Origin of the sequence: Lactobacillus sp. wkB10, assembly GCF_000760615.1 — a bacterium.
GTDB classification, from domain to species: Bacteria; Bacillota; Bacilli; order Lactobacillales; family Lactobacillaceae; genus Lactobacillus; species Lactobacillus huangpiensis.
The window spans coordinates 153385-167527 of sequence record NZ_JRJB01000001.1; the positions used below are offsets into that span (position 1 = coordinate 153385).

Here is a 14143-nt window from a genome sequence, read left to right on the forward strand (position 1 = left end):
GTTAATGATAACAGCCTTGCTCGTAATGCTTACTACTAGTGCTTGTGGTCTACCGGGACTTTCTGATAGTCAGGGCAGTGAAAAAAACATTAGAATTACGGCACTAACAACGACTGAATCTCAAATTATGGCTAATATTGTTGCTCAATTAATTGAGCACGAAACTTCATACAAGACATCCATTGTTAATAATTTGGGATCTGCACCTATGCAACACCAGGCATTGTATCGTCATGATGCTGATATACAAGCAGCCGCGTATGATGGTGGCGAGTTAACAGCAAATTTGCTCTTACCTGCAATTAAAGATTCCAAGAAGGCAAATGATACAGTTCGCAGAGAAGTAAAAAAGAGATGGGACCAAACTTATTTGCATACCTATGGTTTTGCTAATAATTATGCCTTTATGGTTAGAGCAAAAGATCAAAAGAAATATCATCTTTATAAAATTTCAGATTTAAAGAAAGTTAAAGACAAATTTTCTTTTGGTGTAGCATCGGAGTGGGTTAATGCCCCAGGAGTAGGTTATCCGGCTTTTCAAACAGCATATGGAATGACTTTTTCTAAAGCCCATCCTATGAACATAGGTTTAGTATATTCTGCTTTGAATAGTGGAAAAATGGATGTCATTTTGGGCTATTCAACAGATGGTCGAATTGACAGCTATAATTTACATCTTCTCAAAGATGATAAGCATTTCTTTCCACCATATAATTGTGGGATGTTAATCAATAATTATTTGTTGCGCGAGCATCCTGAATTAAAGCCAATACTGAAACGGTTAGTTGGCAATGTGAGTGTTCATGATATTCGTAAAATGAATTTTCAAGTTGATGATAAGCTGCTTGAGCCGGCTATTGTTGCACATCAATTTTTAGTAAAGCATAATTACTTTAGGGGGGAGAAATAATGTCTCATTTATCATTGTGGCAGCAGTTTATTTATTATTATGCCCATAATGGCAGTTACGTATTGGAACAATTTAATCGTACTTTTCTCATTTCAATATATGGGGTATTATTTGCTGCAATTATAGGAATTCCAGTAGGAATTTTTATCTCCCGCAATGGTCATTTAGGTGACTTTGTTGTTGAAATTGCCAACTTTATTCAAACTATTCCATCTTTGGCTCTGTTGTCCATTGTAATGATTGGTCTGGGTTTAGGTGTTATGACTGTTATTGTAACTGTTACACTTTATTCACTTTTACCTATTATAAAAAATACATATACTGGTATGAGTAATGTTAATAAAAATGTTATTGATTCTGGTAAAGGTATGGGTATGACAAAGTTTCAGCTGCTTTACATGGTTCGTCTGCCTTTATCGATGTCAGTTATTATAGCAGGTTTAAAAAACGCTTTAGTAATAGCTATTGGTATTACATCAATTGGCTCATTTGTTGGTGCTGGCGGGTTAGGTGATATTATTATCCGTGGCACTAATGCTACCAACGGCAGTGCAATTATACTGGCCGGTGCTCTTCCTACAGCTTTAATGGCAATTTTGGCAGATGTCATTTTGAACTTCTTGCAAAAAATTTTAGAACCAAAGGGATTAAAAAAGGCAAACTAAAAAAATTTTGCTGGTTTTTGCGTAACTATTATTGTGAACAAAATTAATAAACATTTGTTCGCCTTTTTTCTTGCAAATATACACTAAAGCAAAGTATAATTATTACGTATTAAAATGATGAAACTATTTATAGGAGGACAAGAGTCTTGGCCAAAGATGAAAAACAAGCTGCATTGGAAAATGCGCTTAAGAAAATTGAAAAGAATTTTGGTAAAGGCGCCGTCATGCGTATGGGCGATAAAGCTGACACCAAAATTTCAACTGTTCCTTCAGGTTCGCTTGCTCTTGATGCGGCCTTAGGAGTTGGCGGCTATCCCCGTGGTAGAATTGTAGAAATTTACGGACCAGAGTCTTCTGGTAAGACGACAGTAGCTTTACATGCGGTCGCTGAAGTGCAAAAAAGAGGCGGCACCGCTGCTTATATTGATGCTGAAAATGCGATGGATCCTGCTTATGCAGAAGCACTAGGTGTTGATGTTGATTCACTAATTTTATCCCAGCCCAACACTGGTGAAGAGGGATTGCAGATTGCGGACACATTGATTACGAGTGGTGCAATTGATATTTTAGTAGTTGATTCAGTTGCAGCACTTGTACCTCAAGCTGAAATTGACGGCGAGATGGGTGACAGTCACGTTGGACTGCAAGCACGTTTAATGAGTCAAGCATTGCGTAAACTTTCAGGTAATATTAATAAGACTAAAACTATAGCAATTTTTATTAATCAAATACGTGAAAAAGTTGGGATCATGTTTGGTAATCCTGAAACTACACCAGGTGGTCGTGCACTCAAGTTTTATGCTACTATACGCCTAGAAATCAGAAGAGCGGAAAAAATCAAGCAAACTGGCGGTGAAATTACTGGTAACCGTGTAAAAATTAAAGTTGTTAAAAATAAAGTTGCACCACCATTCAAAGTTGCCGAAGTTGATATGATGTATGGTAAAGGTATCTCGCAAAGCGGCGAACTTTTGGATATGGCCGCTGACAAGGACATTATTGCTAAAGCTGGTTCTTGGTATTCATATCATGATGAACGAATTGGACAAGGTCGTGAAAATGCAAAAAAGTATCTTGAAGATCATCCTGATGTTTATGATGATGTTCAGAAGCAAGTTCGTCAGGCATTTGGTATTGATGAAGAATCCGTAGCTGAAAGAGAAGATCCAGAAAAAATAAAAGAAAAAAAAGCTAAGAAAGTTGCAAGTAAAGAAAAGGAAGCTTCTGATAAAAAAGAAGCTGACAGCAAAAGTAGCTAACTATGAAGAAATAGACCTCGACCTGTGAAAACTGGTTGAGGTTTTTTTCATGACGTTTGACATAATCCCCGTGGTTCTTTATCATTAATATTGTGTGAATAATCTAAAAAAATAAAAAGGCGATAGAAATCATGATGAATAAATTTTTGATTCCCGTCGCGATTGCTATTATTTCAATTATAGTAGGCACAGTTGTAGGATACGCTATACGTAAAAAAATTTGGGAGAAGAAAGCCCAAAATGCTCAAAACGATGCCGATCATATTTTAACCGAAGCAAAAGCACGAGTCGACGCTGCTAAGGCTGAAGTCAATGCACAGAAGCAGGCAGCTGACGCTATAAAACAAAGTGCGCAAAACACTAAAAAGGAAAAAATTCTTGAAGCTCAAGAACAAATTCAAGATTATCGACAAAAAGTTGAAGATGAATTAAACGACAAACGTGATACAATAGCACGCGATCAAAATCGCTTAACACAACGAGAGGATACTCTCGATCATAAAAACTCTTTGCTAAAAGAAAGAGAGGAAGATTTAGCTAAAAAAGATGAACAGCTGGAACAAAAGCAAACTGAATTAACTGCTAAATTGCAAAAGGCTGATGAATTGGTCGAACAGACTACACAAAAACTTTACGAAGTTGCTCATTTAGACAAGGAGCAGGCGAAAAAGCTCGTCTTAAATCAATTGGCAGACCAATTAGTTAAAGAACGAGCAGAAATGATTAGTAATAGTAATGCAGAAGTAAAAGCCAAGGCGGATCACTATGCACGTAAAATAATTATTGATGCTATTCAAAGCAGTTCTGCTGATACAGTAGCCGAAACTACAGTGTCAGTCGTTGATTTGCCTAATGAGGAAATGAAGGGTCGTATTATCGGTCGTGAAGGGCGTAATATCAGATCTTTTGAGGCACTTACCGGGGTGGATCTAATTATTGATGACACACCTAAAGTTGTCACGCTAAGTGGTTTTGATGCAATTCGACGTGAAATTGCTAAAAGGGCAATGGAGCGTTTAATTAAGGATGGAAGAATTCATCCGGCTAGAATTGAAGAGACAGTCGACAAGGCTCGTAAAGAGGTAAATGATGACATTTACGAAGCTGGAGAAAGCGCTCTAATGGAGCTGGGAATTCATAAAATGAATCCTGAGCTGGTTAAAATATTGGGTAGACTTAAGTACCGTACATCCTACGGTCAAAATGTTTTAGGTCACTCAATTGAAGTTGCAAAATTAGCTGGGACAATGGCTGCGGAGCTTGGATTAAATGAAAAATTAGCGGTTCGCGCGGGATTATTACACGATATTGGAAAAGCAGTCGACCATGATATTGAAGGTTCACACGTTGAAATAGGCGTGGAATTGACTAGGAAGTATCATGAGCCGGATGTGGTTGTTAATGCAATTGCAGCACATCATGGAGATGTGCCGAAGTTATCGTTTATTGCTGAATTGGTAGTTGCAGCGGATACAATTTCTTCTGCAAGACCCGGTGCCAGAAGCGAAAGTTTGGAAAATTATATTAGAAGACTTACTGACCTGGAAGAAATAGCTAGCAGGTATGATGGAGTTAAACAGGCATATGCTATTCAAGCCGGACGTGAAGTTCGCGTAATGGTTGAGCCTGATAAAATTTCAGATGATCGTATTACCGTATTGGCACGAGACATTCGTAACCAAATTGAAAAGGAACTTGATTACCCGGGTAATATTAAAATAACAGTTATTCGTGAAAAACGAGCTGTATCAATTGCGAAGTAAAGTAGAAGGTTGAATTTTTAAAAATTCAACCTTTTTTATTTGTTCGTTTTATTATAATTCAACTATGATGTGGCATATTTTGACATAAATTATCGCAATTGAACATATTTTGATAAAATGAAAGGGTATACAATACGAATTGAATGGAGGAATATACCGTGAACCAAAAGATAACAACTGAATTAAAAGACTTTTTACAAGAGTTAGGTTATCCATTTGATTCAATTTCTGGGTTGCTTGATTCTAGCATGATGGATAAATATCTTAATGCTAAATGGATAAAAAACTCACACGTATTTCAAGTACTTGATAAAGAAGCCACTGATAAGCAGTTACTGGCTTGCAGTGATGTTCAAAATTTTTACCAGTTTGTTCCTCCATATTTTGCTTCATTATCAAGTAAAAACGGAATACAGGCAATTTCTCGGTTGGCAACCTATCAGCAGCTTATAGGGCCAATCGAAATGGGAAGATTTAAAGAAGGTGAAAATTTAAGAATTCATATCAGATACCTGGATCAATATCGTAAATTCTCACGTTTTAGTCTACTAGTTGATCAAATTTCTTTAGTTAGTCTGATTAGAGCTGGAACAAATAAAAATATTGTTCCTGTATCTATTGGTAGCAAATACAAATATGGATCGCAAATTAATAGTTATTTAGGTGTTGAAGCTCAAAATAGTTTAGACAATTATTTGGTGTTTAAAAAACATGATTTAGAGCAGCCATTTATGACCAAGAACGACGTAATGTGGAACTTTATTGAACCTGGTTTAAAAAAATACATCAAAAAATTAAATATCAACCCTCCAATTTCGGCTGTTGTACAAAACACTCTTTTTAAGCTGATTGCTGGGGGCAATTTTCAACTAAATGATGTAGCAAGTGAATTAGGTATTTCTTCACGGACATTACAAAGGTGGTTGCAAAATGAGGGTACTACATTTAAAAAGCAACTTAGTATTGTGCAAAAAATTTTGGCACAAAACCTGCTGCAAGATAAAACTTTAAATACTGCTGAGGTAAGTTTTTTAGTCGGTTTTAACAGTGTTGCCTCATTTTATAAAGCTTTTAAGAAATGGTCCGGATTAACGGTTAGAGAATACAGACTGCAAAAGATTTTACAGTCTAATAGCATAAATGCAATTTAATTTAGGAGAAAACAAAATGTTTTTAAAAGACAACGAAACCTGGAATGCGACTTATGATGTTGTTGTAATTGGATTTGGTGGAGCAGGAGCCACAGCGGCGCGTTTCGCTGCAGACAAAGGAGCAAAAGTCCTCCTGGTTGACAGTGCTCCAGAGGGACATGAAGGTGGCAATACCAGATACTGTGGTCAGATAGTTGAAGCAGGTTACGATTATGATAAGCTCAAAAAGTATTATCAAAAAATGACCGCTCCACTTGATTTAGACGAGAAGGTGCTTGAAACCTTTGTAAAAGGTATGGTCAATTTGCCAGATTATTTTGAAAAATATTTGGGTGGAAAAGCTTTTAGTGTGAAAAATAATCCAGGTAACAAAAATGTTGCTATGTTGGCTTATATGAGTGCTGAATATCCTGAATTTGAAGGCGCAGACACCAATGATGACTTGTTAGTGCATGATCAGATATTTGATGCTGCTCTTTGGAAAAAATTGCGGCAGAATGTACTGGATCGCAGCGACAAGATTGATGTGCTTTATTCAACACCAGCAAAGCACTTAATCCAGGATACGGATAAGACAATTATAGGTGTACAGATTGAAAATAAAGACAAGCTGTTCAATGTTCAAGCAAAAAATGGTGTAGTTTTAGCGCTTGGCGGATTTGAAAATAACGAACAAATGGTACAGGATTATTTAGGTGAAACTAATTTATTACCATACGGTACGCTTTATAACAATGGCGATGGCATCAAAATGGCTATAGAAGTTGGTGCGGATTTATGGCATATGAATAATTATGAACCAGGTGGAACTGTTAATTTAGCCGCTCCTAAAGGCCAAAGAGCTCATAACATTATGGCATGGAAAGCATTATTTGCCGGTTCCTTGATCACAGTTGGTGATGATGGTACGCGTTATGTAGCAGAAGACGATCCAACCCGTCATGGTCATCGCTATAATCATGGCCTTTGGAGAATTCCTTTAGCCCAAGTACATCCTCATATGATTTTTGATCAGAAAAAATACGACGAACTATTCTCAGCTGATAATGATGAATTTCAAAAAGAAGCTTTAACTAAAGTAGTTAAGTCAGAAACTATCTCAGATTTAGCTAAAGAAATAAAAGTCGATCGGGCAGTTTTAGAAAATACTTTGAACACATATAATTTCTTTGTTGATCAGGGAGTCGATTATCAGTGTGGACGTAAGCCAGAATCAATGGTTAAAATTTCACTTGCAGGTCCGTTCTATTCTTTAGCTCAGCAACATACGATGTTAAATACTCAAGGTGGACCACGTCGAAATGAAAATGCTGAAGTCATAGATACAGATCAAAAAGTTTTGCCACACTTATATGCTGCTGGTGAACTGGGTCATATCGGTGCAAATCAATATAATGGCGGCGGAGACATAGCTGACTGCTTAATATTCGGTAAACTAGCTGGAGAAAATGCCGCCAAGACTAAAGATGATCAAGTAGTCTCAGGTGCCAGTGCTAGTGAAAATAATACTGATGCTGCATTTCCTGAATCAGATGCTAAACAAGAAGATTATTCCACTGCTGAAAATCAATATATTGGCAAATCAACAAGCGGCATGGGCAATGAAATAGTAGTGCGAGTAACAGTTGACAGTGATAAGCGTCCAACCAATATTGAAGTTTTAAAAGAAAGCGAATCACCTGACTACGGTGAAAAAGCGATTAAGAAAATGAAACAAGAAATGCTGACTAACAAAACAGTCAATGTAGATGCTGTATCTGGAGCTTCTGCATCAAGTCGTGCATTTAAAGAGGCTGTTGAATCTGCGTTAAATCAAGCTTAGTTTCTAACGAAAGGATAAGAAATGGCAAATTTAAAAGATGGCGTTTATCAGGGACAAGGTTCTGGTAACCGCGGTGAAGTTAAGGTTTCGGTAACCGTTAAAGACAATAAAATTACGAATGTAACAATTGATCAACAGGATGAAACTTCTGGTATAAGCACTGCTGCTTTAAAAAAGGCACCAAAGCTAATTGTTGAGCATCAGTCATATAACATTGATGCAGTTACTGGAGCAACTATTAGTTTTCAAGCTGTCCAAAAAGCAGTCAGAGATGCAGTTTCAAAGGCTGGCGATCCTAGTGGTCTTGATAAAAAAGTTGATTTGAGAAATACTGAGAAAAAGGATAATGGCAAAGACTATCGCAACATAAATCCAGATGATTTAGAATTTGAAGATCAAACAGATATTTTGGTAATCGGAGCGGGAGCTGCTGGTCTTTCAGCTTCTATTGCTGCAAGGCAAAAAGGTGCCTCAGTAATTTGTTTAGAATATACTTCAAGTTATATGTTGTCAGATATGACTTTATCTGGTGGTTATTACAACGCTGGTGGTGGCACTAGTTTGCAAAAATCTCAGGGAATAAAAGATACCAAGGAAAACTGGAATAATTATTTAAAAGCAGTTGGTCAAGGCTATGAAGATGCTGGCATGAGAGAAACAATCGTTGAACACGGCGCAGAAGATTATGAATGGCTGGCTGGTGAAATTGGGGTCAATTTTCAAGAAGTCCAAGAAATTGGCAATGAAGAAGCAATGAAAGACTATGCTATTCCGGCAGCCAGATCACATTTAACTGTCGAAAAAAGTGGCTATGGTCTGTCAAAGCCGCTTTACAATAAGGCAAAAGAAGTTGGCACAAAATTTATTTTTAATATCACAGCTGAAAGCTTAATAACTGACGAGAATAATAATGTAGTTGGTGTACATACTAATAAGGGTAACTACAAAGCCCAAAGTGTTATTATTGCTACAGCAGGCTTTTCTCGTAATAAAGAAATGCTTAAGAGTTTTGCGCCTGATTTTGCTGTTGGAGAATCATATGGTTCAATCAGACAAATGGGTGATGGTATCACTATGGGCGCTGAAATTGGCGCTAAGTTAAAAGATATGTGGATGCCAATAGCAAACTCAATTGGCACTCAATCCGGCGATAATGTATGTATCGGTCCTCTGTGTACTGCCTGGACAAAGCCTTACATTTGGGTAGGCACAGATGCTAAAAGACACTTTAGGGAAGATATGTATTTTGAATATGCCTCTAAGAAAATCGCAAGTCTTGATCAAGGCTATGTTTGGTTAATTTTTGATGAAGGCATGGCAAATGAAATGCCAGCTGCTTTTTCAGCACCAGCTCCGTCACCACATTTAAAACGTGAGGTAGAAGATGGTTACTTCAAGAAAGCTGATACGATAAAAGAATTAGCTCAGCAGATTAACCTAAATCCGGAGGTATTAGAGAAAACAATTAAAAAGTGGAATAATGACATTATTAAAGGTGAAGATACAGAATTTGGTCGTCAAAAAGATTTAACAGCTTTTAAAGCACCATTTTATGCTGCTAAACTGGCTCCTTCAACACCTGACATGGCAGGTGGATTAGCTATTAACACCAAAGCAGAAGTTCTGGACAATTTTGATAAAAAGATAAACAATCTTTATGCTGCAGGAAGTACTACAGGTGGTTGGCGCGGAATGACTTATCCTGGATGTGGAATGGGCATTACTAATGCTGTTGTTTTTGGAAGAATAGCTGGAGAAAGTGCGGCAGCCAATGTCAAAGCGGAGGCTGATGCAAGTTCAGCTGCCTCTCAATGTTAGTTTTTTATATTTTAAAGATTAATCAGAACTGGATTCGTTTGAACCCAGTTCTTTTTATATTAAATAACAATTTTTTGTTAAAAAATACTAGTATTCAATTAACCTAATTTGTGCATTTTTATTCCAGCTTGTATAATTAAGGCAACTATAAATGAAAGTAGCCGACTATGTTTAAAATTATTGTTGAATTATTCTTTTTAGTGATTATACAAGCTGCGATCACGCCTTTTATTAGGAGATTGGCTTTTGTATTAGGTGCAGTCGACATTCCAAATAAAAGAAGGGTAAATAAAAAACCAATGCCAACGTTGGGTGGATTGGGTATTTTTGTGACCTTTAATATTGGCGCTTTTGTTTTATTGCGTGAGCAATTCCCGACACATGAGGCTTTTAGCATACTTTTAGGATCCAGTGTGATTGTCTTGACTGGTATAATTGACGATATTATGGAGCTAAAGCCAAGGCAAAAAATGTTGGGTATATTTATTGGCGCTCTAGTAATTTATTTTCTTGCCGGCATCAGGATGAACGTCTTAAATTTGCCCTTTCTTAATAAACAAATACAATTAGGCTGGTGGAGTTTACCAATTACTATTTTTTGGATATTGGCCTTAACTAATGCAGTTGATTTAATTGATGGTCTTGATGGCCTGGCCGATGGGGTTTCGATGATTTCACTTATTACCATGGGGATCGTTGGTTATTTCTTTCTGCATACCGGTCAACTATACATACCTATTGGTTGTTTTATGCTTGCTGCATGTCTATTGGGATTTTTGCCTTATAACTTTCATCCCGCAAAAATATTTTTGGGTGATACAGGGGCGTTATACATTGGCTTTATGATTGCGGTATTTTCACTTAAAGGTTTAAAAAATGTAACTTTTATTTCTCTGTTAGTGCCAGTCACTATATTAGGGGTTCCAATTACAGATACAATTTATGCCATGATTCGGCGCAAATTAAATAACCGTCCCGTTTCGCAAGCCGATAAGCATCATTTGCATCATCAACTAATGAAAATGGGGTTGACCCACAGACAAACTGTTTTAACGATTTATGCTTTATCACTTATTTTTTCATTCATTTCCCTCTTGTTTTTATTGTCACCAATGTGGGGGATGTGGGTTTTAATTGCAGGTCTGGCAGTTGCATTAGAGTTTTTTGTGGAATCCATTGGACTTTTAGGAGAAAAATACAAACCGCTTATGAATTTGACACAAAAACTGATTAATTCTCGGAGTAAAAAAGATCCTACGGTGGAAGTTTGGCACCTCGGGCAAGACAAGCCTGAGCAATTAAAAAAGAAAAAGAAAGATTAGATTTAGGCTAGATTCACAAAATGCTTGTGAGTCTTTTTTATTGATCATGATAGTTATGTTGAGTGACAAAGACTTCGTTATATCTTTTGGGAAGAAAAATAAACTGTACTTTGCCTGACAAAATATTAGTGAGATCACTCTCTAGTTCCTTTAATTTGCCTTCATCAATGTATATTGTAATTGTCACACTAACTCCATAGTCAATATTATCGATTAAGATTTTTTGTTGATTAAGATAGTGCTGGATTTCATCGAATTTTTTATAATCAACTTGAAATTTAACTCCCTGTTGCTGAACTCGTTTAACTACGCCTATGGCTTCCACTGCCTTAGTCACACTATTAGAATATGCACGTATCAAACCTCCCGCCCCTAATTTTATTCCGCCAAAATAGCGCGTAACTACTGCAGTGACATTTTTAAGTTTCATTAATTGCAAGGCTTTTAGTTCTGGAACTCCGGCCGTACCAGAGGGTTCACCATTGTCGCTTGCTTTGACGTGCTCATCATTGAGGCCAATAGTATAAGCAAAAGTGTTATGAGTAGCATCACGGTATTTGTTAGCAACAGCAGCAATTGCTTTTTCAGCCTCTTCAACGGTTGGAGTCCTAATCAGAGTCGTAATAAAGCGACTTTTTTTTATAATTAACTCATGTTTGCCATTTTCTTTAATGGTTAAATAATTTTCTTTTTCACTCAAAAAAATCAATCCTTTTTTGCGTATTTATCATTGGAGGACAAAATGGAAAGTATTTCAAATCTTTCTGGCCGTCAATGGGTTAGTAGTCAAATGGATTTTAGCACAAAGGGTGATTTAACCAAAGTCGAGGCAATTAAAGATGGTCGCTGCTTGCGTTGCAATGCCAAGGTTTATGCGCAATTGCCAAGTGGCAAAAAATATTGCAGAGCTTGTATTGGTCTGGGAAGAATTGTGGAAGGCGATTATTTGATTCGCAATAAACAAAAAATAAATTTTGCGATAAAAGCAAATGGTGGATTATCGTGGAAGGGTGAATTAACCTCACTACAAGCTGAAATTGCACGTAAATTAGTTGAAAATTATATCAACGGTCAGGACTCACTAGTTCATGCGGTAACTGGTGCAGGTAAAACAGAAATGCTTTTTCCTTTAATAGCACACTGTTTAGCAGAAGGAAAAAGATGTTGTATATCAACTCCAAGAATTGACGTTGTAAACGAGTTGTATCCTCGTTTTCAAAATGCTTTTAGTGAAATTAAAATCGGTAAATATCATGGTCGTGAGTACCAAGAGCCAGGCCTAGAACAATTAACTATTTGTACGACACACCAATTATTAAAATTTTTTCATGCTTTCGATTTACTTATAATTGATGAGGCTGACTCTTTTCCCTATGTCCATAATTCAGAATTACATTTTGCAGCGAAAAATGCGATTAATGATAAGGGACAAAGGGTCTACTTAACAGCAACGCCTACTATAGATTTATTGGCATCCGTAGAAAAAGGTAAATTGCAGATACTAAAATTGAAAAGAAGGTTCCATGGAAATCTTTTACCTGTACCAAAAGAAAAATTATTTCTCCGTCCATTTCTGCATCAAAACAAAATTAATGCTAACCTCATTAATGAAATTATAAAAGTTGTAGAAGCAGGCCACCCATTATTGCTTTTTGTACCTCGTGTTGATCAAATAAATCTTTATATTGATGCCTTAAAAAAGGATCCAAAACTTAGTAAGATTGAAATTTCTGGGGTTCATGCAAACGATACAGATAGAATTAAAAAAGTTGAAAAGTTTCGAGCAGGAAAAACTCGGCTATTAGTGACAACTACAATTTTGGAACGAGGGGTTACTTTTAATCATGTCTGGGTAATTGTTGTTCAGGCGGATGATAAAATTTATTCTGCTTCGAGCCTAGTGCAGATAGCCGGCAGGGTTGGGAGAGACAAAACTGATTCCAGTGGTTTGGTTTTATTTTGTTATCATAAATATACCAACAGCATTCGTAATGCAATGAAACAAATTCGTGAGATGAACAAATGAGAAGATGCTTACTGTGTGGGCAGCTTTTTGTTGCTAAAGTGTCATTTATCCAATTATTTTCTTGGTACAAACAGGAAACCACATGTATCTGCTCTAATTGTCAAAGCAAATATATGCGCATCCCTGACAAACATTGTCCAATTTGTTTTGGTCAGTTGAGCCAAAACAAATTTTGTTTAGATTGTATTAATTGGCAGAAAATCTATGGACAAAAATTACTAAAAAATCATTCCTTATATTTATATAATGAGGCTTTTCATGATTTAATGGTTAATTATAAGAGATATGGTGATTATGCTTTGCACAAAGTATTAGAGGAATTATGTCGGGAAAATCTAACTAAATATCAAGCCGACCTCTATGTTCCTGTACCTACTTCTCCAGAACATATTGAACAAAGACAATTCGATACTATCAGTTCAATTTATGGTAATCTGGTTTCATTAACCTGTGTATTGGGTAAAAAAACAGGGCTAAGTGCACAGGGAGAAAAAAATCGTGCTGAAAGATTAAGAAGTGAGCAAAGTTTTTTTGTTAAGAAAAACTTTACGATTAATTTGAAGAAATACAAGATACTTTTATTAGATGATATATATACTACGGGCAGAACGCTTTATCATGCACGGGATGCGTTGGCAGAAGTTTTTCCTAATGCAAAAATTAGTAGTTTTACCTTATGCAGATAAAACTAAATTGTTCAGCGCTTTCATGTTTTGCTATAATTTTGCTATAATATAGGTAACATAAGACTGCATAAGCAGTTGAAAGGAGAATCTCATATGTTAAAGTATAATGTCCGTGGTGAAAATATTGAGGTAACTGATGCTTTAAGAAGTTACGTAGAAAAGCGCCTAAAAAAATTAGAGAAGTATTTTGATTTGAATCAAGATATGATTGCTCATGTAAATTTAAAGGTGTATCGTGATCACAAGGCTAAAGTCGAGGTAACTATACCACTGCCATACTTAGTATTGAGAGCTGAAGAAACAACTGACGATATGTACCGCAGTATTGATTTTGTTTCAGAAAAACTTGAAAGACAAATCAGAAAGTATAAGACTCGTGTGAATCGTAAGAGTCGTGAAAAAGGATTTAACGATTTCTTTGTTGAAAGTGCAGAAGAGGATTCTAAAGATAAAGAGGTCAATGAGTTTTCTATTGTTCGCAATAAACAAATTGGTTTGAAACCGATGAGTCCTGAAGAAGCGATTTTGCAAATGAATATGCTTGAACATGATTTCTTTGTTTTCCAAGATGGTGAAACTAACGGTACAAGTGTTGTCTATCGCAGAAATGATGGCCGTTATGGTTTGATTGAAACAAAATAAAAATAGTATTATCAAGCAAGGGCCCCACATTTAGTGTGAGGTCTTTGTTTTGTTTATTTTTCATTTAGCGTCAATCATG

At 36.3% G+C, this 14143-nt stretch carries 12 protein-coding genes; 11 read left to right on the forward strand and 1 reads right to left on the reverse strand.

What is annotated here, in order from left to right; all coding sequences use genetic code 11:
* The first annotated feature begins 4 nt into the window (after positions 1-4).
* The 8 genes from LACWKB10_RS00760 (at position 5) to LACWKB10_RS00795 (ending at position 10710) form a co-directional block, all read left to right on the forward strand.
* Positions 5-910, forward strand: a complete 906-nt coding sequence (locus LACWKB10_RS00760; protein ID WP_034977798.1) for an osmoprotectant ABC transporter substrate-binding protein — start codon at positions 5-7, stop codon at positions 908-910.
* Positions 910-1575 carry an ABC transporter permease gene (locus LACWKB10_RS00765; RefSeq protein ID WP_034977428.1) on the forward strand — a complete coding sequence of 222 codons (666 nt, stop codon included), beginning with the start codon at positions 910-912 and terminating at the stop codon, positions 1573-1575. The genes LACWKB10_RS00760 and LACWKB10_RS00765 overlap by 1 nt, the downstream gene beginning before the upstream one ends.
* Positions 1576-1721: 146 nt before the next feature.
* Positions 1722-2834 carry a recombinase RecA gene (recA, locus tag LACWKB10_RS00770; protein ID WP_034977431.1) on the forward strand — a complete coding sequence of 371 codons (1113 nt, stop codon included), beginning with the start codon at positions 1722-1724 and terminating at the stop codon, positions 2832-2834.
* A 134-nt stretch (positions 2835-2968) separates the two neighbouring features.
* Entirely contained in the window at positions 2969-4597 is a 1629-nt protein-coding gene (gene rny, locus LACWKB10_RS00775) for a ribonuclease Y (RefSeq protein ID WP_152560546.1), read from the forward strand.
* A 158-nt stretch (positions 4598-4755) separates the two neighbouring features.
* Positions 4756-5748, forward strand: a complete 993-nt coding sequence (locus LACWKB10_RS00780) for an AraC family transcriptional regulator (protein ID WP_052060227.1) — start codon at positions 4756-4758, stop codon at positions 5746-5748.
* Between the two features lie 16 nt (positions 5749-5764).
* Positions 5765-7570 (forward strand): FAD-dependent oxidoreductase, encoded by a 1806-nt coding sequence (locus LACWKB10_RS00785; protein ID WP_034977436.1) that lies wholly within the window; start codon positions 5765-5767, stop codon positions 7568-7570.
* A gap of 21 nt (positions 7571-7591) precedes the next feature.
* The gene (locus tag LACWKB10_RS00790; protein ID WP_034977438.1) at positions 7592-9388 is read left to right on the forward strand and encodes an FAD-dependent oxidoreductase; all 1797 of its coding nucleotides are present in this window, start codon (positions 7592-7594) and stop codon (positions 9386-9388) included.
* 167 nt (positions 9389-9555) lie between these two features.
* A complete protein-coding gene (locus LACWKB10_RS00795; protein WP_034977442.1) occupies positions 9556-10710 on the forward strand; it encodes a glycosyltransferase family 4 protein in 1155 nt (384 codons plus the stop codon).
* Positions 10711-10747: 37 nt separating this feature from the next.
* Here the strand turns inward: LACWKB10_RS00795 and LACWKB10_RS00800 are convergent, their stop codons facing one another.
* A complete protein-coding gene (locus tag LACWKB10_RS00800) occupies positions 10748-11410 on the reverse strand; it encodes a YigZ family protein (protein ID WP_034977445.1) in 663 nt (220 codons plus the stop codon).
* Between the two features lie 42 nt (positions 11411-11452).
* Here LACWKB10_RS00800 and LACWKB10_RS00805 point away from each other — a divergent pair, with 42 nt between their 5' ends.
* From LACWKB10_RS00805 to hpf, 3 genes are all read left to right on the forward strand, one after another.
* Positions 11453-12736, forward strand: a complete 1284-nt coding sequence (locus tag LACWKB10_RS00805) for a helicase-related protein (RefSeq protein WP_034977448.1) — start codon at positions 11453-11455, stop codon at positions 12734-12736.
* The gene (locus tag LACWKB10_RS00810; RefSeq protein WP_034977451.1) at positions 12733-13422 is read left to right on the forward strand and encodes a ComF family protein; all 690 of its coding nucleotides are present in this window, start codon (positions 12733-12735) and stop codon (positions 13420-13422) included. Before LACWKB10_RS00805 ends, LACWKB10_RS00810 begins: the two co-directional genes overlap by 4 nt.
* Before the next feature lie 93 nt (positions 13423-13515).
* Complete coding sequence (gene hpf, locus LACWKB10_RS00815; RefSeq protein WP_034977454.1) at positions 13516-14064, forward strand: ribosome hibernation-promoting factor, HPF/YfiA family; 549 nt, start codon at positions 13516-13518, stop codon at positions 14062-14064.
* The last annotated feature ends 79 nt before the right edge of the window (positions 14065-14143 follow it).